A 24,193-nucleotide genomic window follows, 5' to 3' on the forward strand; every position below is an offset into this window, starting at 1 on the left:
ACGATAGTAGCAATAGTGTCAAGGCCGGGCAATTACACCCGCTCGACTTACTGAATGTTGAGAAATCTGGCAATCGCTGGTAAATGATTGGGGTAGTTAATAAAGCTGTGATCGCCGCCCTGCTCTACCACCAAAGTACCGGCTTCGTACTTCGACTGTGCCTGACGGTAATCCAGTGTCTCGTCACCGGTTTGCAGCATAACATGATACGCATCGGGTGCGCTCAGCACCTCAGTATCCAGGGCTTTTAAAGTATCCATATCCTCAGCAACCAGCTCGAACACCTCATTGGTGTAAGGGTTGACATGTTCTCCCAGATAATCGAGAAGCAACTCGTAAGGCTTTACCGCCGGATTAATCAGTACCGCTTTGCCACCGAAGCGCTCGACCAAATACGTGGCCAGATAGCCACCCATTGAGCTGCCGATAACTTTAAGCCCGTCTTCCAGTAACTCAGGGTGTGAATTAATATACCCTTCCAACTGACCAAATACCTTTGACGGGTAATTTGAGAGTGCCGGTGTATGCACAACCGTGTCCGGATAATGTTCGGCGAACCACTGCACGGTCGTTTGCGCCTTCACAGACTGCGGCGAACTTAAAAACCCATGCAGATACAACACGTTACTCATTCAATTCTCCTGATAAAGGTTGTCATAGTACCATCCGGCGCTAAATCCAGCACCCGCACACCCGGCGCGATATTATCTACACCAAAGTCGGCTGTCATACGCCATTGCCAGCAACTTGATGGAGCGGAAAGCACAGCCCGATCATCGACGGTATGTTCACGTACCGCGTGAATATGACCATAAATTATCGCTTGAATGTTTCTTTGGCGGGTAAACCATGCACGCACCTCGCCGGCATTTTCAAGCGCGTGCGTATCCATCCAGCTATTTGTCGGCAACAGGTGATGATGTAATGCTGCCAGATGATGAACCCCAGGATGCGCAGCAACGGCCTGGGAGATTAGATCCAGCTGTTGATTGTCGACCTGCCCACGGGTGCCCGTATAAGTAGAATCCATTCCATGGATATGCCACTGGCCTAGTTGCCAGGCGCTTCCGGCTATTAATGTGGCATGTTTGAGCATCTGGTTAAAATGAGGATTTACATCATGATTGCCCGGAATCACTTTGAAGGGCACAGACGGACAATGGCTGGCCAGCAACGCAGTAAAATGCGCGTAACTTTCCACGCTATCATCACCGCTGATATCGCCGGTAATCAGTAGCGCATCCGGGGCCAGAGAATTGCACAATTGCAGACAGCGAAGCAATGATGTATGAGGATTGATGCCACCATACGCAGTGCGTTTGATGTCGGACAATAAATGACAGTCCGTTATTTGTATCAGCCGCATCAGGCTTCACTGGTCACCCTGGGGTGATGCCTGAGACAAAACTGCAGCCATTCAGCCAAAAAGATATTCACCATCTGTTTTTCATTACGCTGACGCATTTTGCTGTTCGGGTAATCGTAAGAGGCCGCAAAAGCCCCGGTGTTCTGGCTGTTTATCACCTCTGCCACCCGGGCATCATGATATAACCTGACTGTCATGGCTGGTTTCAGGTACGCTGGCGAAAATGCATTAACCTGTTCCACATTCAGCGTGGTGGTGTAGCGGGCAGAGTCAGTAATGGTAATACGGTAGCTCAGCGCATCTTTAACGGTAAACTCGTAGGTCATGTCGGCAGTGTCACAATCGGGCAGTACCCGCAAAAAATGCGCGTAATTTAATTCACAGACCGCCTGCATACTGGGCAGGTTCGGCACATATTTGCGGGTGACCCTGTTTGAATATTTCACTGTGTTGGCCAACTTTCGAGTAATTCCTGTTTATTCATAAAAAACCATTGTAGCGCAATAATCGATGCTGCATTGTCAATATGGCCATTTTTAAGCCATTCAAGGGCGTCGCTTTCTGCTACCCGGTGCACGCAAATATCTTCTGACTCACTGTCCAGACCGTGAACACCGTGCGCCGTTGTTGAATCTGTTCGGGCAACAAAAATATCAATTCGTTCCGTGGTTCCACCCGGGCTGGCCAGATAAGATGTCGCGCGGGTAAGATTGGTCAGCGCAATGCCAGCTTCTTCCTGCGCTTCCCGATAGCAAACGGTTTCGGGGGTTTCACCTTCATCGATGATGCCTGCGACAATTTCGATGAGCCACGGCTTATCACTGGTTTCTACCGCGCCAATACGAAACTGCTCTATCAGCACAAACTCACCGGTATCCGGATCATACGGCAACACCGCCACCGCGTGTCCACGTTCAAACACTTCACGTCGGATGGGGTCGCTCCATCCCCCATTAAACAGCTTATGGGTAAAGGTATATTCTGTTGTTTTAAAAAAACCCTGATACAGTGGCTTTTTATCAGACACCTTTACATCAGTTGAGTTAAATCTGTGTATTTTATTGCTCACTTACATTCACCTTCGCATGTAAAAAAGATAAGATAGCCTTACAATAAGATTCGTGGTTTAACGACGAACATGCAGGCAGCGCATATGGGTGGCATCTTGCATACCGGCAGCTTTACACTTTGTCGCAACGCATTACGGGGTATTACATTCTGTTACAGTTAAATACGCTTCGTTACGACATTGGACTACCGGATTGCATTTGATTTTCATACACTTGACAACCTAAAGCAGTCTGAAAGACGCATAAATAATACAGGAAGGCGAATTAATGAAACGTACACTTCTGTCGCTAGTAATTAGCCTCGGTGTGACCAGCTCTGCACTGGCAGACGACTTATACGATGTTTATCAGCAGGCGCTGAACAATGATCCGGTCGTAAACAGAGCGAAGGCACAACGAGACGCTGCCTTTGAAGGAATTCCTATCAGCCGGGCCAATTTGTTACCGCAGATATCCGGTTCGGTGAGTTATCAGCAGTCCAGCCGCGAGAACACACAGTTTGCCGGTGACCAGGAAAATGTCACGTTGATCATCGTTGACGCTGACTCAGATACAACCCAATACGGTCTGAACCTGGACATGTCTTTATATGACCACGCCAACTGGGTAGGACTCAACCGGGCGGAAAAAACCGCCGAGCAAAGTGACGCCCAATTGGCCGCTGCCATGCAGGAGCTGATTGTCCGCACAGTAAACTCTTATTTTTCCGTGCTACGGGCTAAAGATAATCTCGAATTCGTACGCGCCGAAAAGCGCGCCATTGAGCGTCAGCTGGAACAGACCAAACAACGCTTTGAAGTAGGCTTGACGGCGATTACCGACGTGCATGAAGCGCAGGCGAACTTTGACAATACCGTCGCGCAGGAAATTCAGGCGCAGAACCAGGTGGAGCTGGCGCTTGAAGAGCTTCGCGTGATCACCGGCAAATACCATGACCGGCTGTACCCGCTGGATACTGATTCGTTTTCTGCCACCATGCCGTCTCCATCAAAACCTGAGGAGTGGCTGGAAATCGCTGAAGACAAAAACTTGTCTTTGCTTGTTGACCGACTGGCGCTGGATATTGCCAAAGAGGATATCAGTCAGGCGCGGGCGGGCCACTACCCTACCCTCGGTTTATCAGCGCAGGCCAACCGCACTAAAAATGATATTTCCGGCGACCGACTCAATATTGAAACCCCGTATCTGGATGATTATAGCGTCGGTGTTAATCTGAATGTGCCTATTTTCCAGGGACTTCGTGTCAGTAGCCAGACTGATCAGGCAAAGTATTTATATGTAGCTGCCAGTCAGGATGTGGAACAGACATACCGCCAGACTGTCCAGTCTGTACGCAGCTCGTTCAACGATATCAAAGCGGCAATATCAACCATTCGTGCCCTGGAGCAGGCAGTGGTATCTGCGCAAAGTGCGCTGAAAGCCACAGAAGCAGGGTTTGATGTGGGTACGCGAACGATTGTTGACGTACTGGACAGCACCCGCAATCTGTTTAATGCTCGCAGTAACCTTGCCGGTGCACGGTATGACTTTATCCAGGCTGTGGTCACGCTTAAGCAGGCAGCAGGTACGCTGACGCAAGAAGATGTACAGATGATCAATAAGGGCTTGCGCCCCCCACAGCCATCTAATAACGGCAATTAATCGATAGCTATATATCAAAAAGGGGCCTTAAGAAGCCCCTTTTTTGTTAATTCGCGGTGTAAACCAACGCGCTTATGATGCCAGCTTTCGGTTTACATTCTCAAGCAGTCCAGATAACGCCTTGATTTTACTTTTAAATTCCAGCACAGATTGAGGCTCTGGCGTGAATTTATCGAGTTCTTTTGAAAATTGGTTTAATTTGCGCTGCAACGTTATAAGATCGCTGTCCATGTTAATCCTGGTTTCCCTACCGGTGTGCGTGATAATTATAGTGTAGCAATTAAATGCAATTTGCAATAATCACGCGGCCCCTGGTTTTTCTCCAAGAAGTAAAAAAAATGCAAGCTGTTCAGTTACAAAGAAAATTTGAGTCCATTCGGGCTAATAAAATTTTTGAAACCTTCGTTATTACCGTCATTATTGTTTCCGCTTTACTGGTGGGTGCGAAAACTTACGATATGCCCAGCGGGTTCGCGTCACTGACGCTTATTCTCGACTGGTTTATCAGCATCTTTTTCTTAACAGAAATCACCATCCGTTTTTTGGGTGAGCCGCGAAAGCGCGACTTTTTCAAGAGCTTCTGGAACTGGTTCGACACGCTTATCGTGGTCGTCTCACTAATTCCTGCGGAGAGTACTGACCTGGCGATTGTCGGACGACTGGTCAGGGTATTTCGTGTACTGCGGATGATATCCATCATTCCCGAACTGCGTATTCTGCTGGTTTCTCTGGTAAAAGCACTGCCTCAGCTTGGGTACGTGATGCTTTTAATGTTCATTATCTTCTACATCTATGCGGCGATTGGCAGCACCTTGTTTGAGAATATCAATCCGACACTGTGGGGCGACATCACGATTTCAATGCTGACGCTGTTCCGGGTTATGACATTTGAAGACTGGACAGATGTCATGTACGAAACCATGGAAGTGTATTCCTTAAGTTGGTTTTATTACCTCACATTTATTTTCTTCACCGCGTTTGCGTTTTTAAACATGGTGATAGGGATTGTGGTCAATGTGATGGAACAGGAAAATGCCAAAGTGCGCGCAGAAAAAGAAAAGGACAACAATGAGCCGACTTTACGGGATGTCATGAATGAGCTTAATGCGCTTAAAGCGGCAGTCAATCAACAGCGAGATCAAAATCGCCGGCCCTGATAGTGGTTCCGGTGACTAATTGAAAGCTGCCACTTCGTATCGGCAGGGCAAGTTTGCTTCATGCACTTGCCTGCTAATGGTTAATTTTCCCAATTGCTTGAGGGAAGCTTTTTTATATGAAAATGGCTTATCAAACGCAAAGACGGGCGGATTAAAAACTGAAAACTGCCGATAATAAATAACCAGATAGCGTACGTTTCCAGCTCAGGAAATAAGAACAAAATACTGCCTACCAGAAACCAGAGTGCTATCAAAAAGTCATTCGCGATGCTGGCAAGCTCGTATCGACGTCGTATAACAATCTCTTCCTGACCAAGACGAATCGTTATCGGGTTATCTATATTATGTTGCGACATTGGCGTCTCATAGGTCGAATATGTTGACAATTAGGTTGTCGGATACGACGCTAGCTGGTTACTGGCTTTGTCGATTAAATAAAAATACGTGTTTGATACCTCTAAGCGGTGGCATGTCGCCAGTGAGCCCCCCGCCAATACACTTTTTTAAGCATATAGTGTGTTTATAACCGATCAGACTGCCTGCCCACACCGTAATCTTATACTTTCGCCTTTAAGGAATATTATGAATACCATGCAACTGGCGAAGAGAACGTTTATCCAGGCCAGTATCACTGCACTGGTCTTTCTGCTCACCTGGTGGGTCGTTGTCAGTGGCAAAATTTTTCTGACCATCTTCGGCGCCATCTTACTGGCCATTCTGTTTCGACGTTCCGCAAGCTGGCTGGAAGCGAAAACCCAGGTTTCGCATAAAATCTGGCTACCGCTAACCATCGTGGTTCCACTTCTGCTGTTTGCGCTTTTTCTCTGGTACACCGCGCCTCAGATAAACACGCAGGCAACTCAGTTAATGGAACGGCTTCCGCAGGCATTAAGTCACATGCAGGAGCAGTTTTATAAGCTACGATGGGCGGGAAAAATTGACGAAGAGATAGAAAACCTGCGTGACTACGATCCGCAGATAGGCACGGTCATCAAGGCTATGTCCAACTTTTTCTCGACGACGGCGAATGGGGTTGGCAGTATGATTTTTGCCATTTTTCTTGGCCTGTTTATTCTGGTCAATCCCGCAACATATGTGAACGGCACGGTGATACTTGTTCCGCCGGCACATCGACAACGTGCGCGGGATATACTGGACGCCTGCGCTGTCGCCCTGTCAGGCTGGCTGGTGGCTAAAATTACTTCCATGATTGTGGTGGGCGTATTAACCACAATCGGGCTATGGGCGCTCGGCATTGAGCTTGCGTTGATTCTTGGCATCATTGCCGCTTTGCTTTCTTTCATACCCAATCTTGGCCCAATCATCGCGTTTATTCCTGCTGCGATGGTCAGCATGATCACAGGTCTTGATGCGCTGTTGTACGTTACCCTTCTGTATATCGCTATCCAGGCGGTTGAAAGTTATGTCATCACGCCTGTACTGCAGGCAGAAATTGCTGACCTACCTCCAGCCCTGACGCTTATCGCCCAGGTATTTCTGGCCGCGCTGGTAGGTATGACAGGAATTTTACTGGCGGCCCCCCTGGTGGTCACACTCATGGTGGTTATCAGGATGTGGTATGTGGAGGATGGGCTCAAATCCGCAGTTGATGAGCATCCGTAAGTAATAACATGTTTCCATCCCATATTAGAATTATCGTTCACCCAACAGGCTAAAAACTTTTTATAACTTTATTTTGATTAAGCTTAAAGTTTTACTGTCAGATAAATTTACAACTAAAGTATTAGTATACTTATAAGCCATTGATAATTAAAGATTATAAAAAGTGGTTTACTTTTTGCTCCACTATCCGTGTTCATAAGTCCGGGTTATCAGGACTTAATTAAAACTATAACAGAATACCTAAATTAACGGAGACGGATGCCAATGAAACACTTATCTAAAATTTTATTCGCCACCTCTTTCATCAGTGCTACAGCTAACGCTGGCCTTATGTATGATCAAAATGTCACACCTGATGTGATTTACGGTGGCGGTAATGCTAATGGCGCCTTTACGGTAGATTCACGCAACGGTGTAGAACTGGGTCTGCGCGCCAAACTGCGCTTCGATGAAACTAATCAACCAGCGTCAATCTATAACAGCGATGGTGCCGGTAAATACTATTTCGACAATATTGCGCCACCGACTGGCTTTGGTTGGGATGAAGGTTCATCCAGCTCTGCAATCTGGAACTTCGATTTCAGTGTGAACAGCAATGTTGATGGTTCAGGCTCGGTATTATCGGATTTCACCTATCTACTGGAGATCGATTACGACCCGGGCGTGACCACCCAGTTTCTTGCGTTTGACTTGATAAATCAACCAGACGCAGATCACGCAATAGGATCCGATGGAACCGGTAACCTCAATCCAAAAGATGCTGAAGAGAGTTATTCATTTCTGATCAATAACAACAATGTCGCGCAAAACAGCTGGAACATGGAATTCTTCAACAATGATGAGTTCACTTTTACCAATACCGATGACGGTTTGTATGATATCCGATTAAGTGCTTTTGATAACGGTGATGAGATTGCCTCTACATCGATTCAGGTTGTGTCTGGTGATGGCGCAATGGAAGTGCCTGCGCCTGCTACTGCGTTGCTTATGTTTGCTGGCGGCCTGATGCTGCTGCGTCGCAGATAGTGACTGCATGAAAAACAAAAAAGGCGCCCTCGGGCGCCTTTTTTGTCTTGGTAATCAGCGTTTGGTAATTACAGCTGAGATTTGAGCGATTGCGCGCGCTGCTGCGCCTCGCCGGTAAACTCCCGGGCACTCAGGCGGCGCTCTGCCAGTTGTTTTTTATTATTTTTTACCAGCACCTCAACATAGTTGAGATACACCATCTCATTGCGGATCCGTTCAATATCAACATTGTCGTACAGCTTCAGGGCTGGCTCATAACGCTCTCTTTTTAAAAGAATCTGGGCCAGCGTATCAACGGCATCTGCACTTTTGGGCTGCAGATCAACGGCGCGACGTGCCAGAGGCTGTGCCTTTTCAAGCTCTCCGTCTTCCATATGCAGATAAGCCAGATTATTCAGTACAACAAAGTTGTCAGGCAGCTTTTTAAGTACCTGCGAGTAAATCTCCTTGGCCTGCTGACGATCTGTACCAATCAGGCGCTCGGCATAGAGCATGGTCGCGCGAATATCATCAGGATGGTTCTGATAATGCTCCTGTAAAAATGAGAATGTCTCCTCTTTTTTACCAGCACTTTCCAGGCTGGCAACCACGAGTAATGTATTTTTCGGATTAGACGTATCTTCGTAGGCCGCTTTGGCATCTTCAATTGCCGCTTCATCGTTACCTTCAAGAAGGTTGATGCGCGCCGTAATCCCGCGAACGAAAGGAACATCAAGCACCTGCTCCGGCACATTTTCTAAGACTTTACGCGCTGCTTCCGGCTTTTTCTGGACCGCAAGAAAATACGCTTTCAATACCCGGACCTGAGTATCGGGCCGCTTCTCCAGAAAACGATTGATAGTGGTGATTGCATCAGCATGATTATTTTGCGCATCATCTAATAACAATTTACCCAATACCGCGCTTTTGTCGGCCGGATACAAAGACACCCATTTTTTATAATGATCTTGCGCTTTTTTCACCGCGCCTGATCGCAACAATGCCTGGCCTTCCATCTGCCAATAGCCTTTAGGCGCGTCTTTATTGGCTTTAAATGGGGACAGGGTATCCATGACCGCATCGTAATTCTGCTCAGCAAACTGTAAGCGGGCCAGCGCCAGGCGCAGTGCGTCATCATCTTTATTGTTAATTAAGGTGCTTTCGATACGGCTTTTCACCTGGGCGGTGTCGCCGCCACGCTGACTGACAGAGGCGTACAGCAAACCTAATGCTTTGGTGTCAGTCGCATCCTTTTTCAGCACCTTTTCCAGTAATGTTTCAGCATCCTGATATTTTTCGCTGATGATATACAGTTTTGCCTGTGCCAGCTGCACCTGACGGTCATCAGGGCCACGCTCGCTGGCTTTATTCATCATGGTTGTCGCTTCTTCGATATTTTTTTCTTTCAGCGCCAGTTCTGCCAGATAGATATAAGGGTCCGGATCATCAGGATTATTTTCAATCCACTTATTGGCCATTTCGCGGGCTTTTTCACTTTGCCCGGTGTTAACGTATGCTGCCAGCAAGGTTTTTTGCGTAGCCACATTGTCCGGCGCCTGCTCAGCCGCACTTTGCAGATTAACCAGCCCTTCCACATCGTTCACTGATAACTGCAGTACACCAAGCCGGGCAAGATCTTCAGCTTCCTGACTCAGCTCACTGCTTTTATCAATCATTTTTTGCGCATCGACCATGTTGCCTTCACGCAATAACTGAAAACCCGCCTTGGAAAATAATGCGGCATCAGTTTCACTCTCACCGTCCACCCGCGACAAAATCATGGTGGCTTCTTCGTTCTCGCCTTGTCGTAACAAGCTGTCTGCCAGCATTCTTAACGCGGGGTGATTGTCCGGTAAATTGGAGGCAATCATCGACAGATGCTGACTGGTGGCAGAATAATCTTCCAGTTTATAAGCAGCATAGCCGGCAATTAAGCGGGCCGCCGGGCCAGATTGTCCCGACTGAATGGCCTTTTCTAAATGAATAAGCGCCGCTTCGTAATTCTCTTTCGCAGATTCGATGAGGCCCTGATACTGATTCAGCAAACCATTATTCGGATACTGTTTAAGCATCTCGCTAACATACGGGCTCGCTTCAGCAACCTGGCGCGTCTCAATCAGCAGGCTGACCAGCGCAAACTTTTTACTCAAATCATTCGGATTGGCGTCTATATAGGCTTTGTAATTATCAATCGCGCCTTGTAAGTCTCCCGTCAGCGCACTTAATTTTGCCAGTTGAAGCAGCACATCATTGTTATCAGGCGATTTTTCTGCCGCCGCTTTTGTTTTTTCCAGAGCAGCGGCGTACTCTTTATCCATGATGTCCGGGTAGGCCAGGCTCAGCGATTGATACACAGAGTCAGTCTGCATTTCGCTAATCTGATCGATCAGGGTCCGGGCTTCTTTTTGCTTATCCAGTTGCACCAGCGCCTGCAATTTATAAAAGGCAACTTCAGCGGTTTCGCTTTCGCTCATTCCTTCATGTCGAATTTCCATATCCACCAGCGCATTTTCAGCCCCGGTCTGTTGGTAAGCTTTGGACAGCAGCGGAATAATTTCAGAGGCGGAATAGCCCAGTTCCAGAGCGCGATTGAGCTCCTTTTCAGCCGCTTCCATTTGCCCGGTCGCCATATAAAGTCGACCCAGCTCAAAGCGCGCTTCGCCAGATTTCGGGTCAGCTTTAATCGCGTTTTTATACTCGATAATGGCCGCATCCATATCCTGCTGTTGGGTATAGCCACGGGCGGCTTCCAGATGTTCGTCCATGGATTTTTCGCCGCAACCGCCTAAAGCCAGAGAAACGGATAACGCTACGCAAAGCGGCGCAACTTTTTTACTCACTGTAGTTAATTTCATCCTATACACCTGTATTCACTGTCGTTTTAATTGTGTAACTGATTGAGTTTATCGCCTGTAAGAGAATATGCCAGCGAAGATTTATAATCCATTATTGGTCCTGTTTCGTAACGGCCATGGTTTTACGTGGTATCTGACGCTCAGATGCCCTATAATAATGGTTTTGCAATAACACCAGCGCAATTTCGCCGCTGAGTCTGCCTTACCCATCAGGATCGTGAATGACCACTACTGTCGATTTGACATTTAAAGACCTCAACTTACCACAACCTATCTTACAAGCCCTTGAAAAAGTCGGCTATGAAAAGCCATCGCCGATTCAGGCTGAAAGTATACCGTTGCTACTGGAAGGCCACGATCTGTTGGGGCAGGCACAAACAGGGACAGGAAAAACCGCCGCATTTGCCTTGCCAATGCTGGCAAATATTGACGCCGATGCCAGACATCCTCAATTGCTGGTGCTGGCGCCAACCCGCGAACTGGCTATTCAGGTTGCTGAAGCCTTTCAGGTTTATGCCAGCTTCTCTCAGAAGATTAAAGTACTGCCTGTATACGGGGGTCAGTCTTACGATAACCAGATTCGCCAGCTCAAACGCGGTGTCCAGGTTGTCGTCGGTACGCCCGGCCGTATCATCGACCATATTAAACGCAAAACGCTGAATCTTGGTGAGCTGAAGTACCTGGTACTTGATGAAGCCGACGAAATGCTGCGCATGGGCTTTATTGACGATGTAGAAACGATTCTGTCAAACGCACCGGAAGAGCGTCAGACAGCGTTGTTCTCTGCCACTATGCCAGGGCCGATTAAGAAAATAACCCAGCGTTATCTTAAAGATCCCAAGCATGTAAAAATTGAGTCTAAAGTGTCTACCGCGTCGACCATTCGTCAGCGCTATTGTCAGATCGCTGGCCATCATAAGCTTGAAGCGCTGACACGAATTATGGAAGTCGAGCCCTTTGATGGCATGATCATCTTTGTTCGCACCAAGACCGCCACGGTAGAGCTGGCCGAAAAACTGTCAGCCCGGGGCTATGACGTTGAGCCTCTAAATGGTGACATCCCTCAAAACGCCCGTGAGCGTACAGTGGATAAGCTTAAGAAAGGCGATATCGATATCCTGGTAGCCACCGACGTGGTCGCCCGCGGCCTTGACGTTGAGCGTGTCAGTCACGTGGTTAACTATGACGTGCCGTACGATACAGAGTCCTACGTTCACCGTATTGGTCGTACTGGCCGTGCTGGTCGTGCCGGTGATGCGATTCTGTTTATCTCACACCGTGAGAAGCGGATGTTGTTTGCGATTGAAAAAACAACGCGTCAGCCTATTGAAGTGATGCCTATTCCTTCAATCAATGAATTAAACGAAACCCGTTTGTCGAAATTCAAGCAGTCGGTAGCAGAGGCCTGTTCTGATGACAGCCTTGAATCGTTGATGCCTATTGTTGAGTCGCTCAAAGAAGAAACCGAAGCTGACCCGGAAACGTTGCTGGCGGCGCTAGTGAAGCTGGCGCAGGGTAATGAGCCACTGCTGCTTAAAGAGTCTGATCGTCCGGACTTACATAGCAAGCCTCCTCGTCAGGATAGAAATCCCCGCGACCGTGGCAATGATCGTGAGCGCAAAAAGCCACGCGGTAAAAGCAAGCCGGAAGCAGGTATGCAGCGTTATCGTATTGAAGTGGGTCATACCCACGGTGCGAAGCCGGGTAATATCGTTGGCGCCATCGCTAATGAGGCAAACCTTAAGAGTAAGAATATTGGTGCTATCGAAATTTATGATAATTTCAGCACGGTTGATTTACCGGACGGTATGCCAGAACAAACCCGCGACATTCTGCGTAAAACCCGCGTAGCTGGCCAGCGTCTGAATCTTCGTGAGTGGAGTGATGCGCCGCCGAAGCGCCGTGGTCCGAAACGGTAAGATATAAGAAAACATTGGGATATAATTAAACGTAATATATTTTCCGATTTAATTGTTTCTAATAAATAAGTAAAAGCGTCAGAATGGCGCTTTTACTGTTTCTGGCTCCTGAGAAAATTCCATGCGTTACTTTCCTGTCTTTCTTGATACCCATTCACTGCAATGTCTGATTGTCGGCGCCGGTGAAGTGGCGGCGCGCAAACTGGAATTAATGCTTAAAAGTGAGGCACAGGTAACCGTAGTTGCCCCTGATGTTTGTAATACCGTAGCTGGCTATGCAGAGCATCCACAGGTTACTATTTTGCAGCGCCCGTTTGAGGAGCAGGATTTGGCAAGCGCGGATATCGCGTTTGTCGCCACCAACGATGAGGCACTGAACGCGACGATCCGCCGTCTGGGTGACAAGCACAACGTGTTGGTAAATGTGGTAGATAACACCCCACTTTGCCAGTTCATCACTCCATCCATTATCGACCGTTCACCCATCACCATCGCGATGAGCAGTGGTGGCGTGGCGCCGGTTTTGCTGCGCTATCTGCGTCAGAAACTAGAAAGCGTGATCCCGACTCACATCAGTCGTCTTGGACGCTTTTCAGAAAAATTTCGCGACAAGGTCAAGCAGACCCTTAACGGCGTCACCGCCCGTCGATACTTTTGGGAGGATGTGCTCGACGGTGATATTGCGGAGCTGATTGAGAAAGGGCAGAACGAAAAGGCTGAACAGCGCTTTGAGGAAGCATTAAGCGCGGCAGCGTCAGACACCATGCCTCAGGGTCAGGTTTACCTGGTCGGTGCCGGGCCCGGTGACCCTGATTTATTGACATTTCGGGCCCTGCGGCTGATGCAAAAGGCCGATGTGGTGATATACGACAGACTGGTGTCAGCCCCGATTCTGGAGCTTGTTAGACGCGATGCTGAAAAAATCTATGTGGGTAAGCAAAAGTCTAATCATTCATTACCCCAGGATGACATCAATGCGCTGATGGTTAGCGAAGCCAAAAAAGGCAACCGCGTGGTGCGTTTAAAAGGCGGCGATCCGTTTATCTTTGGTCGCGGCGGTGAGGAAATACAGGTCCTGCTCCAGCATGGAATAGAGTTTCAGGTTGTGCCTGGCATCACCGCAGCCAGTGGGGCTGCCAGCTATGCGGGCATTCCCCTTACCCACCGCGATCATGCGCAATCGGTGACATTTACCACCGGTCATTTAAAGGATGGTACGGTAGATCTCGACTGGTCTGCGCTGGCCAGCGAGCACCGCACACTGGTATTTTACATGGGCCTGACCGGCCTGCCTGTTATCTGCCAGAAGCTTACAGAACATGGACTACCTGCATCGACGCCCATCGCGTTGATCCAGCAGGCGACATTACCCGAGCAGCGGGTTGTTACCGGTACGCTGGCAGATATTGCCGATAACCCTGCCACTGCGCAAATGCAGCCGCCCACCCTGATCATTGTGGGCAGCGTGGTTTCGCTGCATCATCAGCTTGACTGGTTTACTGCCCCTGAGCACTGATTTTACGGCTTTAACTTTACCTTTGATAAATGCTGCGCATAATAGAGCAATGGTTTAAATAATAAGCAGTAAAAATGCAAACTCGCTGTCTGATTGTTGGTATGTTGCTGTGGGTGTTTACCGGTCAGGTAAGTGGCGAGCAGCTCAGCTTTTCCTTATCACAAAATCAAAACACGCTGAGCTACGATTACCGCTGGTCTCGCCAGGGGCAGCAACCGGCATCTTTATCATTCAGCCTGGACCGACAGGCGATGGCTAAGGCACCTGCCATACAAAACAACTACTCGCCGGCACTGGTACAGCGCTATGTTTATGTAGAGCTGATGAAAGCAGCCAAAGAGATAGATCCTAAACAAGCCAAAATAAATATTAATCGCCGCCATCGCGGTATGGAAATCAGTGTCAGTTCTACCAGCGCGGCCCGTAATAAACGCATAACTGAGCAGCTAAGTACCTTGCAGGAGCAGGCGTACGATAGTTATTTGCAGGAAAACTACTACACAAGATACACCACGGTATTTAATGAAGAAGCGGTCAAGCCCGACCATATCCGCTTTATTCACGAGTATATTGAACCGCTAATTCCCCTTTCCCAGGCTATTTATGACTCGGTGAGTAAGCAGGCGGATGCGCGTGAATATTTTAATTTTCTGCTGAGCTGGGTACAAAGCATTCCCTACGACAGACTGGCGAATCGTGCGGACAATAATGGCGCTGGCTTTCTGCCTCCTGCAGGCTTGCTGGCCCAGAATAAAGGCGACTGTGACAGCAAATCAGTGATGACCGCGGCCATTGCCCGCGGCTTTCTGCCTGATACGCCGATGATTTTGGTGCTGTTGCCCGGCCACGCCCTGCTTGGCGTCGCGCTAACGCCGCAGGCTGGCGATCAGACCCTCACCTACGATTCGAAAACCTATGTCCTCTTTGAGCCAACCGGCCCGGCCCAGTTACCTATGGGTCAGGTAGCACCGGATAGTCGCCAGGCACTGGCAAACAGACATTTCACGATAGAACAAATATAAACGCCCCGGAACCGGGGCGCTTTACATGAATGGCACTTACAGCGCCTGTGTTTATAAATGCTCTTCGGCAAATTGCGCCAGACGGGAGCGCACTACACCATCAAGGTTAAGGGTGGCACTGCCAGAGAAGTTTTTAAACTTTTCAACCAGATAGGTCAGCCCCGACGTAACCGGCGAGAGGTAATTACTATCAATTTGCGCCAGGTTACCGCTGCATATCAGTTTGGTGCCCTCACCACATCGTGTAATGATGGTTTTTAGCTGCGCCGCGGTCAGGTTTTGCGACTCATCCAAAATAACGATGGCATTCTGAATACTTCTTCCGCGCATAAAATTAACAGACTTGTACTGAATATTGGCTTTTTCCATGATGTAACTCATGGAGCTTTTGGCGTTTTCATCATGCTTATGCAAAACCTCCAGCGAGTCAGTAATGGCTGCCAGCCACGGCAACATTTTTTCTTCCTCGGTGCCGGGCAGAAAGCCAATAGACTCTGCGATATCCGGCGTGCTGCGGGTCACAATGATCTTATCGTACATATTCTTTTCCACCACCATTTCAAGGGCGGCGGCCAGGGCAAGCAACGTTTTACCGCTACCGGCAGGACCGGTCAGTATTACCAGATCAATGTGCGCATCAAGTAATGCATGCAGCGCCATCGCCTGGCCAATATTTTTTGGCGATATGCCCCATGCATGGCGACTCATCAAACGCTCATAACCCAAATCAAGCAGCTCAATATGCTCTTCATCCACTGACTCGACCAAACCGGCAAAATGACGGGAGTCGTCCAGTAAAAATTCATTCACATACGCTTCGGGCAGCACGCTTCGCTCAAGCGTATGGATGGTATCGCGCCCCTCAGAGCGGCTTTCTACCGACTTCACCTGCTCCCAGAAATTTCCCTCAAACTGATGGTAGCCCCGCGACAAATATTTAATGTCACTGATTAACTGGTCAGTCCGATAGTCTTCGACATGCGCCAGACCGGCACCTTTGGCTTTAAGGCGCATGTTCAGATCTTTAGTGACCAGTACAACCTGCTGGGGAGCAAACGTTTTTTGTAAATGCAGAGCAACGTTGATAATCCGGTTATCATTTTCGTTACTGGTAAAAACCTGCTGAGACTCAGCCATACTTAAATCAGTAAAAATGGATAACGCGCCGGTGGGTGCATCCTTACCCGCGCCCAGCCCTTCCATACTGACGCCCTCTATCATCGCCTCGGGCGAAGCGTCATGCAGCAAATCCTCCATGGCACGAATTGATACCCGGGCATCACGGGCCACATCTTTTTTGCTGTCTTTGATGTAATCCAGTTCTTCGAGAACGGTCATGGGAATAACAACGTCGTTTTCTTTAAACGAGAGAAATGCGTGAGGTTCGTGAAGCAGTATGTTTGTGTCGAGGACGTAGATTTTAGTTTCTGGCGATTTTTTTCCTGGCATCCTTCACTCCGATTGTCAAAGCTATGCCCGTCTGTACCGCTGACGCGCAATAGACGATTACGGGAGGAGCCGGTCGAACTTTACGACCCACTCCGTGTCGCATCGACTTACACTTTCACCATAATCCAGAATTTGTGCTTTATCACTACTTTTTAGAATTTATTTTTTTTACACGCCATGAATTCTGCATAAATTTGAGATAAATCCTATATTTTAGGCAGGCACAGCCAAAGTGAACTTTATTCAGCAGGTCCGGATAAGTACAATACTGCCCCTTTGAAACACAGACAGCTAGGTATCATGAGTTCAGCAAGCGAGTACGCGGTAGGCCAGCGTTGGCTAAGTAATACAGAATCCGAACTGGGATTGGGTGCGATTGTTAATCAGGACTTTCGCTCCGTGGAAGTTTTTTATCCAGCGACGGGTGAGAGCCGAAAGTACACCAAAAATGATGCCCCGCTGACCCGCCTGACATTTGAAGTGGGTGATACGATTAAAAGTCAGGATGGCTGGAGCATGGCGGTCACCGACACAGAGATTTCGCAGGACGTGGTGATTTATCATGGCACTCACACCGACACCGGCGAGACGACCCGCCTGCCTGAGACCATGCTCGACCATCATATCCGGCTCAACCAGCCTGAACAGCGTTTGTTCAGCATGCAGCACGATATCCCCAAATGGTTCGACCTGCGTTTGAAAGCCTTTACCCACATGAGCGATTATCAGCGCAGCCAGACCATCGGCCTGGCCGGTGCCCGCATTGAGCTTATTCCTCATCAGCTACACATTGCTTCTCAGGTGGGCAACCGGCATGCTCCGCGGGTGCTACTGGCCGATGAAGTGGGCTTAGGTAAAACCATTGAAGCAGCGTTGATTATCCACCAGCAAATCAAAACAGCGCGGGCCCAGCGCGTATTGATCGTGGTGCCGGACTCACTGGTACATCAATGGCTGGTCGAGATGCTACGCCGCGTCAATCTGGCGTTTGCCATTTTTGATGAAAGCCGCTGTGAGGCGATGGACGAATCCGAAGAAAACCCGTTCGAGCAGGAACAACTGGTTCTGTGTAGTCTGGATTTTCTGCGTAATAATGCCAAACGCCATGAACAGGCGCTTGCAGCAGGCTGGGATTTACTGGTGGTGGATGAAGCGCATCACCTTGTCTGGTCAGCCGAGGCTCCTTCTGCGGATTACCAGTGTATCGAAGCCCTGGCAAGCGCCATTGCGGGTGTACTGCTGCTCACTGCCACGCCGGATCAGCTGGGCCACGAAAGCCATTTTGCCCGCTTGAGATTGTTGGATCCTGCCAGATTTCATGATTACGACACCTTTTTAAAAGAAGAGTCACAGTACAGTGAGCTGGCTGAAGCGGTGACCCCTTTGCTGGGCGATGATACGCTCACTGACGAAGAAATAGCCCGTATTCGCGAGCTGGCCCCCCACAGCGCCAGCGAGTTAACCAATCTGGATGATTTCGATCAACGTGATGCACTCCTGCACGCACTTATTGATCGTCACGGCACCGGCCGACTGTTATTCAGAAACCGCCGGGCCGGCATCACCGGGTTCCCCGAACGCCACTTACAGGCACATCCTTTACCGCTGCCGGATGTCTATGAAGACATGCTGGAATTAACCGATGACCTGGACGAGGCTCTGTATCCCGAGCGCCAGCCTTCGCTGGTTAACAGCTGGACCGATTTGGATCCCCGCGTAGAGTGGCTACTTGAATTTTTGCCTACGGTTAAACCGGAAAAGGTACTGCTGATTTGCGCCAGTGCTGTGACCGCCCAGCAATTGGGCGAGGCGATTCGTCTGCGCACCGGTATCCGTCATAGTGTGTTTCATGAAGGCATGAGCATTGTAGAGCGTGATAAAGCGGCGCATTTTTTCGCTGATGATGAAGAGGGCGCGCAAATTCTGCTGTGCAGCGAAATCGGTTCGGAAGGTCGCAACTTCCAGTTTGCTCATCACCTGGTGCTGTTTGATCTGCCGATGACACCGGACCTGCTCGAGCAGCGTATCGGACGCCTTGATCGTATCGGACAGACCAAAGATATTCAGATTCATGTTCCGTACCTTGAAGATACCGCGCAGTCTGTACTGCTTGACTGGTATAACGACGGATTAGGCGCATTTACGCAAACCTGCCCTACCGGCACGGGGGTTTTCGAACAGGTAAAAGACCAGCTGACCGAATGTCTGCTGGTACCACAGGATCAGGAGAGCCGGACAGCACTGGTTACCAGAACGCATGAAATCAATCAGTCTTTGCGTCAGCAACTGGATGCTGGTCGCGACCGTCTGCTTGAACTCAATGCATCAGGAAAAGGCAAAGTGGAAGACTTGCTGGATGACATCATCGCGCAGGATGCAAACGATGCACTGTCAGATTTTATGAACTGGCTGTTCGATGCCATTGGTGTTAACCAGGAAGATAAAGGCAATGACTGTTTTATCCTGCGTCCGGGTGAATCGATGGTTAACAGTCTGCCCGGACTGGACCCTGAAGGCATGACCGTGACCTATCGCCGACGCGTGGCCACAACATTGGAGCATGTGCACTATCTTAGCTGGGACCACCCGCTGGTACATAATGCTGTTGATGTTATTCTTACCGACACCATTGGTAAAGCAAGCCTTGGCTTTATCGCTGATCGCACATTACCTAAAGGGGCTTACTGGCTCGAAGCGTTGTTCACCTTAAGCGTAAATGCACCAGCGCACCTTCAGGCGTCCCGTTTCTTACCCGCTACGCCAATTAAGCTATGCATTGATGCACAAGGAGAAGAAAGCGACACGACCTTTGAAAAAACCCGCCGCGCCAATAAGAAAATTGCTCAGCAGCTTATCGGAGCACTGAAAAAGCCAGTCAACAATCAGATTGATAAAGCCCGCGAACTGGCCTCGCAGCAAGCTGATACCTTGCTGGCACAGGCACGGGAGAATATGAAGTCGTCACTGGGTGCAGAAATCGAGCGCCTGCGCGAATTACAACAGGATAATCCGGCAATTCGCGACAGTGAAATCGACTTTATTGATACTCAGATTGCCGCACTGGATGACGCATTTGACGATGCCGAAGTACAGTTGGATGCACTACGGATCGTGGTGAATAATCCTTAATGGCAAATCCCCCGTTTGTTTACAATCCGCCGCTGTCGCCTTATCTGGATATTCTTTATCAGGATGAGGCGATTCTGGTGGCCAATAAACCCAGTGGCTTGCTTAGCGTGCCGGGCAAAGCAGACGCTCATAAAGATTCGTTGATTACCCGCGTAAAGCGTGTCTATCCGAATGCAGCGGTGGTGCATCGACTGGATATGGCAACCTCAGGCATCATGATTATGGCGCTGACCAAGGATGCCAACCGGTTTTTATCGCAACAGTTCGCCACGCGGCAGACTCAAAAACGCTATTACGCGCGAGTCGATGGCTGCATGCGACAGCCTGCTGGTATGGTCGATTTACCGCTGATTTGTGACTGGCCTAATCGTCCCAAGCAAATGGTTTGTCACGACAATGGAAAGCCATCTGTAACCTACTATTCGGTGGTGAGCAAAAACGACAGTGAAAGCCTGGTGGCGCTAAAGCCAGTGACCGGACGCTCTCATCAGTTGAGGGTGCACATGCTGGCGCTGGGCCACCCGATTCTGGGTGACCGCCTGTACGCGCACCCTGAAGCCCTGGCTAAAGCAACACGTTTGCAACTGCATGCACAAACACTGATCATTCGTCACCCCGAGACATCACAGTGGTGTCACTTTGAAACTGCAATTCCCTTCAGTGATCATAAACCGGAACCATTAGCGGTTCCGGAATACATCAATAATTAGCAAACGCTGACTGGTCGACAGTGTTTGCTGCCCTTTTTTATCACTGTTCAGTGAAAACGCGCGGTTAACAGGCGTGCTGCTGTTTAGCCATCACCGGCTAACACGCTTTCAAACGCTGCAATCTGAGCGTGTAGCTCACGCCTTTCCTCAAAAGATAATGTCTGCATTTCAAGTAACATCTGACGACGTAAAATCTGTTTTTTAAACAGAGCCGCTTTTTTTGCTTTCAACGACTGCTTACCTGAAGACGGATTTTGTTTAAATCTTTTATCCATGTTGGCAGCGGACAGTTTGACTTCCTTAATATCCTGAAGGGTACTCTCAATATATTGTTTGAGTCCTGAATTCATCAGCATATCCGGAAACTTTTCAGTCATAGAGTCAAACAGCGCTCGATTTGCGGATATCGCAGCACCATATACGATGAGACTAGTGTGCTCCGGCCCATACCCCAAATGGTCCATTAGCATTGCTGCTGTTTCAGGATTTTGCATCTGTATAAGTTGCAAGAAACTGCCGTCAATTGTCTGATAGCTACCCAAATCAATGAACTTCTGCATTTCATCCGGCGTCATTTGACTATCAAGCCCCATGGCGATAATCAAGGGGGTTTCCACACCGGGCTCCCGTAAAACCGGCACATTCACCATAAATTTACCGTCTTCGATAAGCTGAAGCACCAAGGCCGTGGTATCTACGCCATTTTCAGCAAGCCTAATCAATAAGGTCACTCTTTCTTCTTCCGACATCTGGTCGAAATTGCTGAACAGCGCGAGCGTTTCAGCAGTTACAGCGTTAGATATATAGATATTTGGTGTGACAGGAGCGACCCTACTATCCAGGGGCTGCTTTGGTGGCATTGGCGTTACTGCCAGGGGCGCTTTTTTGACAGGCAGCGCCTGAGTTGTTGCTTGTTTGGGGGACATTAGTTGTGCTGGTACGACGGGCTTATCACGACTTATCCACCCGATACCCACACATATCAGAATAATGACAATAGCCACACAGTGTTTAACCACAAGAGCGTCCTTTTTCTGCGGTAATAAGCATGACTATAAAGTCATACATAAGGCTTTACAACGAAGCGTTAATTTTTAAAACACATCGACACTACCAAATTGCTTAGCATGCTAAGTATGTGATACATTACTTAGCATGCTAACTAATTAAATAGGACGATAATGGAAAGTAATATTGGCTGGTTACTCAGTCGCGCAGCGTTTAGCTGGAGAAATGCTGTTGATCATTATATGTCCTCGCTGGGACTGACGCAGACTCGCTGGATTGCACTTTTGCATCTGGAGCGTATGGGCGAAGGCTGCAGCCAGAAAGCGCTAGCCGACAATATCGGTATTGAACAGCCGTCTCTGCTTCGCACACTTAACCAGCTGGAAGCAAGCAACCTGATTCAGCGTAAGTCCTGTGCAGAGGATGCGCGGCGTAAAACACTTTGGTTTACCCCACAGGGGCGAGAGCTATTAAAGCAAGTAGAAACTATGGCCAACGCCGGTCGTCAGAAAATGCTGGAGGGAATGGATAGCAACCAGCGCGAAACATTACATACCCTTTTACAACAGGTTATAGATAACGGCAGTGCCTTTTTACGGAGTGACCATGACAGCAGATAAACAATTTAATCGCTGGATGCGTCGGGCGTTTATTTTATTTTTGGTGGTGTTTGCTTATATCGTTATTGCAGATGTAACCATTCCCATGACGCCCCACTCCCAGGTTCAGCGCCCGGTTATTACTGTCGCCTCTCGTGTGGCCGGCGAGGTCACCCAGGTTTACGTTACCAATAATCAACGCGTGGCGGCCGGTGACTTACTGTTTGAAATTGACCCCAGTGATTATGAGCTTGCGGTAGAAAAGGCAGAGCTTGCACTGAGCAATGCCAAACAGATCAATGCCACGTTGCAGGCGCAGCTTGCCCAGGTACAGGCCTCAGTGAAAGAAGCCTCGGTATCTCTTAAACAAAGCCGACGTGAATATGAACGTATGCAGCGCCTGCTGGAAAAACAGCTGGTCAGTCAGCAGGTGGTGGATCAGCATGAAACGAATGTCAGTGCAGCAGAAGCAAGACTGGCCGCCGCCAAACAAAATCAGCGCGCTGTGCAGGCTGATCTGGGCGACGACGGTGAACTGAATTTACGTTTGCGACAAGCCAGGAATGCACTGGCGAAAGCACAGCTTAATTTATCCCGTACTCAGGTAGTTGCCCCGAAAGCCGGTGTGATTTCTAATTTGCAGCTGGTCGCCGGTATTCAGAGTCAGGCCAATCAGCCGCTAATGAGCCTGGTCGTGGAGGGACAAGAACGGATCGCAGCAGACTTTCGTGAGAAAAGCCTGAGCCATATTCCGCAACATGCTCATGCCCTGGTGGTCTTTGATGCCCTGCCTGGTCAGGTTTTCAGCGCAACACTGCGTAGTCGTGACATGGGAATTGCGCAGGGTCAGGATCAAGCCGATGGCTTGTTGGCACAGCCTGATAACAGCGACCGCTGGGTCAGAGATGCCCAACGCATTCGCGTTTATGTAAAACTGGACGATGCGACGTTGCCTGTCACGCTGGCAACAGGTGCACGTGCAACTGTCATGCTTGAGAGCGATTCGCAGGGTTGGGCGCACGCACTGTCTCGCCTGCAAATGACGATAGTGAGTTATCTGCATTATGTCTACTGAGCAGTCAGCGGGCAGCGAACTTACGAGCAGCGAGCAACGACGTTTGCTTCGCATTGCACTGGGTAGCAGTGCTGGCTTTTTTGTGTGTAAGGTAATGAACTGGCCCTATGGCGTCTTTTTTACCGTGTTCCCTATGTTGCTTCTGGGTATGCTTCCGGTATTCAATAGCCTGATTGCCTGGCAGTTTGTCATGGGAACCGTGGTTAACGTTCTCGAGCTGTATATTCTGCACCGATTTTTTATGCCTTATCCATTGGCAATGACACTGGCTACCTTTTTTATCTTCACCGTGCATTTTTACTTTATGGCGAAGGGAAAGCATTATCTCCTGTGGGCATCAGGCCTGGTTACCCTGTCTGCACTGCTGCACTTTGGCAGTTACCCGGGGGCAGGGATCGGCGACATGATGGTGGCAACAATGCTGGCATCGGTAACGGCGGTTGCTTCGGCCGCAATACTCTACTGGCTTATTCCGGAAACCGGCACGCCACCCGCTCCGCCTGAACATACCGTCACATTTACGCAGATACGTCACCGAACGTTGTTGGGAGCGAGTCTGGCCACCCTATCTTTTGTAGTCTTCCAGATGCTGGATTTGCGCGATTCGCTGTCAGCGCAGGTGGCTACAATACTGGTGCTTTTTCCACTGACATTTCAGGGCTCTCTTACCAGCGCGGTAAAACGGGCAAAAGGAGTCAGTATAGGGTGTGCGCTGGCGATTCTTGTGCAAATCACCATGTACGATTTAATTTCACATTTGACGTTAGTGGTACTTGCACTGTTTCTTACCGTCATGCTTACCGCACGCCTTCACCTTATTGAACGGGCTGGTTCTGGCATGGGATTCGGCGCGCTGACCACTATCGGTATTTTATTTGGTCAGTACATGCAGCCTGATGCTGATATTCTCTATAGCAGCCTGTACCGATTTTCTTCGGTTGTCGTTGCGCTGACATTACTCATGTTGTGTGCCTACGCCCTGCACCGCTTTCTTAATCATTTTGCGGCGACCCGTGATACGACAGTCTAATGATAAGCGTGCCATGCTT

General features: G+C 49.0%; 21 protein-coding genes. 12 read left to right on the forward strand and 9 right to left on the reverse strand.

Annotated elements, in window-relative coordinates:
- Positions 1-47: 47 nt before the first annotated feature.
- From HHX48_RS09730 to nudF, 4 genes are read right to left on the reverse strand one after another with little or no spacing between them, the layout of a single operon-like run.
- The gene (locus tag HHX48_RS09730; RefSeq protein ID WP_191024594.1) at positions 48-632 is read right to left on the reverse strand and encodes a YqiA/YcfP family alpha/beta fold hydrolase; all 585 of its coding nucleotides are present in this window, start codon (positions 630-632) and stop codon (positions 48-50) included.
- Positions 629-1,366 carry a metallophosphoesterase family protein gene (locus tag HHX48_RS09735; RefSeq protein ID WP_223858234.1) on the reverse strand — a complete coding sequence of 246 codons (738 nt, stop codon included), beginning with the start codon at positions 1,364-1,366 and terminating at the stop codon, positions 629-631. The genes HHX48_RS09730 and HHX48_RS09735 overlap by 4 nt, the downstream gene beginning before the upstream one ends.
- On the reverse strand, positions 1,366-1,761 hold the full coding sequence (locus tag HHX48_RS09740; protein WP_191024726.1) for a DUF1249 domain-containing protein: 396 nt from the start codon (positions 1,759-1,761) through the stop codon (positions 1,366-1,368). The genes HHX48_RS09735 and HHX48_RS09740 overlap by 1 nt, the downstream gene beginning before the upstream one ends.
- Before the next feature lie 47 nt (positions 1,762-1,808).
- Complete coding sequence (gene nudF / locus HHX48_RS09745) at positions 1,809-2,435, reverse strand: ADP-ribose diphosphatase (RefSeq protein WP_191024598.1); 627 nt, start codon at positions 2,433-2,435, stop codon at positions 1,809-1,811.
- Positions 2,436-2,703: 268 nt separating this feature from the next.
- On the opposite strand from nudF, the gene tolC reads away from it, so the two are divergent.
- Positions 2,704-4,077 carry an outer membrane channel protein TolC gene (tolC, locus tag HHX48_RS09750; protein ID WP_191024600.1) on the forward strand — a complete coding sequence of 458 codons (1,374 nt, stop codon included), beginning with the start codon at positions 2,704-2,706 and terminating at the stop codon, positions 4,075-4,077.
- Positions 4,078-4,149: 72 nt separating this feature from the next.
- Here tolC and HHX48_RS09755 read toward each other — a convergent pair whose 3' ends face one another.
- A complete protein-coding gene (locus HHX48_RS09755) occupies positions 4,150-4,308 on the reverse strand; it encodes a hypothetical protein (protein ID WP_191024602.1) in 159 nt (52 codons plus the stop codon).
- A gap of 107 nt (positions 4,309-4,415) precedes the next feature.
- Between HHX48_RS09755 and HHX48_RS09760 the strand changes: the two genes are divergently transcribed.
- On the forward strand, positions 4,416-5,234 hold the full coding sequence (locus HHX48_RS09760) for an ion transporter (RefSeq protein ID WP_191024604.1): 819 nt from the start codon (positions 4,416-4,418) through the stop codon (positions 5,232-5,234).
- Between the two features lie 80 nt (positions 5,235-5,314).
- On the opposite strand, the gene HHX48_RS09765 is transcribed toward HHX48_RS09760, so the two are convergent.
- Entirely contained in the window at positions 5,315-5,590 is a 276-nt protein-coding gene (locus tag HHX48_RS09765) for a YrhK family protein (protein WP_191024606.1), read from the reverse strand.
- A gap of 226 nt (positions 5,591-5,816) precedes the next feature.
- On the opposite strand from HHX48_RS09765, the gene HHX48_RS09770 reads away from it, so the two are divergent.
- Positions 5,817-6,857, forward strand: a complete 1,041-nt coding sequence (locus HHX48_RS09770) for an AI-2E family transporter (RefSeq protein ID WP_191024608.1) — start codon at positions 5,817-5,819, stop codon at positions 6,855-6,857.
- A gap of 264 nt (positions 6,858-7,121) precedes the next feature.
- Positions 7,122-7,883: a PEP-CTERM sorting domain-containing protein gene (locus HHX48_RS09775; protein ID WP_191024610.1), complete on the forward strand. Its 762-nt coding sequence runs from the start codon at positions 7,122-7,124 to the stop codon at positions 7,881-7,883.
- A gap of 68 nt (positions 7,884-7,951) precedes the next feature.
- Here the strand turns inward: HHX48_RS09775 and prsT are convergent, their stop codons facing one another.
- Positions 7,952-10,717, reverse strand: a complete 2,766-nt coding sequence (gene prsT, locus HHX48_RS09780; RefSeq protein ID WP_191024612.1) for an XrtA/PEP-CTERM system TPR-repeat protein PrsT — start codon at positions 10,715-10,717, stop codon at positions 7,952-7,954.
- 221 nt (positions 10,718-10,938) lie between these two features.
- Here prsT and HHX48_RS09785 point away from each other — a divergent pair, with 221 nt between their 5' ends.
- The 3 genes from HHX48_RS09785 to HHX48_RS09795 all read left to right on the forward strand — a co-directional run bounded on the left by HHX48_RS09785 (position 10,939) and on the right by HHX48_RS09795 (position 15,174).
- Positions 10,939-12,636, forward strand: a complete 1,698-nt coding sequence (locus HHX48_RS09785; protein ID WP_191024613.1) for a DEAD/DEAH box helicase — start codon at positions 10,939-10,941, stop codon at positions 12,634-12,636.
- Positions 12,637-12,757: 121 nt separating this feature from the next.
- Positions 12,758-14,152 (forward strand): siroheme synthase CysG, encoded by a 1,395-nt coding sequence (gene cysG / locus HHX48_RS09790; RefSeq protein ID WP_191024615.1) that lies wholly within the window; start codon positions 12,758-12,760, stop codon positions 14,150-14,152.
- Between the two features lie 74 nt (positions 14,153-14,226).
- Positions 14,227-15,174, forward strand: a complete 948-nt coding sequence (locus HHX48_RS09795; protein ID WP_191024617.1) for a hypothetical protein — start codon at positions 14,227-14,229, stop codon at positions 15,172-15,174.
- Between the two features lie 51 nt (positions 15,175-15,225).
- On the opposite strand, the gene HHX48_RS09800 is transcribed toward HHX48_RS09795, so the two are convergent.
- Positions 15,226-16,623, reverse strand: a complete 1,398-nt coding sequence (locus HHX48_RS09800; protein ID WP_191024619.1) for a PhoH family protein — start codon at positions 16,621-16,623, stop codon at positions 15,226-15,228.
- A 300-nt stretch (positions 16,624-16,923) separates the two neighbouring features.
- Between HHX48_RS09800 and rapA the strand changes: the two genes are divergently transcribed.
- Positions 16,924-19,752 carry an RNA polymerase-associated protein RapA gene (rapA, locus tag HHX48_RS09805; RefSeq protein ID WP_191024621.1) on the forward strand — a complete coding sequence of 943 codons (2,829 nt, stop codon included), beginning with the start codon at positions 16,924-16,926 and terminating at the stop codon, positions 19,750-19,752.
- Positions 19,752-20,462, forward strand: a complete 711-nt coding sequence (rluA, locus tag HHX48_RS09810; protein ID WP_191024623.1) for a bifunctional tRNA pseudouridine(32) synthase/23S rRNA pseudouridine(746) synthase RluA — start codon at positions 19,752-19,754, stop codon at positions 20,460-20,462. The genes rapA and rluA overlap by 1 nt, the downstream gene beginning before the upstream one ends.
- Before the next feature lie 83 nt (positions 20,463-20,545).
- Here the strand turns inward: rluA and HHX48_RS09815 are convergent, their stop codons facing one another.
- The gene (locus HHX48_RS09815) at positions 20,546-21,481 is read right to left on the reverse strand and encodes a hypothetical protein (RefSeq protein ID WP_191024625.1); all 936 of its coding nucleotides are present in this window, start codon (positions 21,479-21,481) and stop codon (positions 20,546-20,548) included.
- Between the two features lie 162 nt (positions 21,482-21,643).
- Here HHX48_RS09815 and slyA point away from each other — a divergent pair, with 162 nt between their 5' ends.
- From slyA to HHX48_RS09830, 3 genes are read left to right on the forward strand one after another with little or no spacing between them, the layout of a single operon-like run.
- Positions 21,644-22,090, forward strand: a complete 447-nt coding sequence (gene slyA, locus HHX48_RS09820; protein WP_191024627.1) for a transcriptional regulator SlyA — start codon at positions 21,644-21,646, stop codon at positions 22,088-22,090.
- On the forward strand, positions 22,077-23,144 hold the full coding sequence (locus HHX48_RS09825; RefSeq protein WP_191024629.1) for an HlyD family secretion protein: 1,068 nt from the start codon (positions 22,077-22,079) through the stop codon (positions 23,142-23,144). The genes slyA and HHX48_RS09825 overlap by 14 nt, the downstream gene beginning before the upstream one ends.
- Positions 23,134-24,174 (forward strand): DUF2955 domain-containing protein, encoded by a 1,041-nt coding sequence (locus HHX48_RS09830; RefSeq protein ID WP_191024631.1) that lies wholly within the window; start codon positions 23,134-23,136, stop codon positions 24,172-24,174. Before HHX48_RS09825 ends, HHX48_RS09830 begins: the two co-directional genes overlap by 11 nt.
- The last annotated feature ends 19 nt before the right edge of the window (positions 24,175-24,193 follow it).

The organism is Salinimonas profundi (assembly GCF_014750655.1).
GTDB classification, from domain to species: Bacteria; Pseudomonadota; Gammaproteobacteria; order Enterobacterales; family Alteromonadaceae; genus Alteromonas; species Alteromonas profundi_A.

Coding starts and splice junctions, on each gene's coding strand:
- HHX48_RS09730 (WP_191024594.1), bottom strand. CDS start 632: ATGAGTAACGTGTTGTATCTGCATGGGTTTTTAAGTTCGCCGCAGTCT.
- HHX48_RS09735 (WP_223858234.1), bottom strand. CDS start 1,366: ATGCGGCTGATACAAATAACGGACTGTCATTTATTGTCCGACATCAAA.
- HHX48_RS09740 (WP_191024726.1), bottom strand. CDS start 1,761: ATGCAGGCGGTCTGTGAATTAAATTACGCGCATTTTTTGCGGGTACTG.
- tolC (WP_191024600.1), top strand. CDS start 2,704: ATGAAACGTACACTTCTGTCGCTAGTAATTAGCCTCGGTGTGACCAGC.
- HHX48_RS09755 (WP_191024602.1), bottom strand. CDS start 4,308: ATGGACAGCGATCTTATAACGTTGCAGCGCAAATTAAACCAATTTTCA.
- HHX48_RS09760 (WP_191024604.1), top strand. CDS start 4,416: ATGCAAGCTGTTCAGTTACAAAGAAAATTTGAGTCCATTCGGGCTAAT.
- HHX48_RS09765 (WP_191024606.1), bottom strand. CDS start 5,590: ATGTCGCAACATAATATAGATAACCCGATAACGATTCGTCTTGGTCAG.
- HHX48_RS09770 (WP_191024608.1), top strand. CDS start 5,817: ATGAATACCATGCAACTGGCGAAGAGAACGTTTATCCAGGCCAGTATC.
- HHX48_RS09775 (WP_191024610.1), top strand. CDS start 7,122: ATGAAACACTTATCTAAAATTTTATTCGCCACCTCTTTCATCAGTGCT.
- prsT (WP_191024612.1), bottom strand. CDS start 10,717: ATGAAATTAACTACAGTGAGTAAAAAAGTTGCGCCGCTTTGCGTAGCG.
- HHX48_RS09785 (WP_191024613.1), top strand. CDS start 10,939: ATGACCACTACTGTCGATTTGACATTTAAAGACCTCAACTTACCACAA.
- cysG (WP_191024615.1), top strand. CDS start 12,758: ATGCGTTACTTTCCTGTCTTTCTTGATACCCATTCACTGCAATGTCTG.
- HHX48_RS09795 (WP_191024617.1), top strand. CDS start 14,227: ATGCAAACTCGCTGTCTGATTGTTGGTATGTTGCTGTGGGTGTTTACC.
- HHX48_RS09800 (WP_191024619.1), bottom strand. CDS start 16,623: ATGCCAGGAAAAAAATCGCCAGAAACTAAAATCTACGTCCTCGACACA.
- rapA (WP_191024621.1), top strand. CDS start 16,924: ATGAGTTCAGCAAGCGAGTACGCGGTAGGCCAGCGTTGGCTAAGTAAT.
- rluA (WP_191024623.1), top strand. CDS start 19,752: ATGGCAAATCCCCCGTTTGTTTACAATCCGCCGCTGTCGCCTTATCTG.
- slyA (WP_191024627.1), top strand. CDS start 21,644: ATGGAAAGTAATATTGGCTGGTTACTCAGTCGCGCAGCGTTTAGCTGG.
- HHX48_RS09825 (WP_191024629.1), top strand. CDS start 22,077: ATGACAGCAGATAAACAATTTAATCGCTGGATGCGTCGGGCGTTTATT.
- HHX48_RS09830 (WP_191024631.1), top strand. CDS start 23,134: ATGTCTACTGAGCAGTCAGCGGGCAGCGAACTTACGAGCAGCGAGCAA.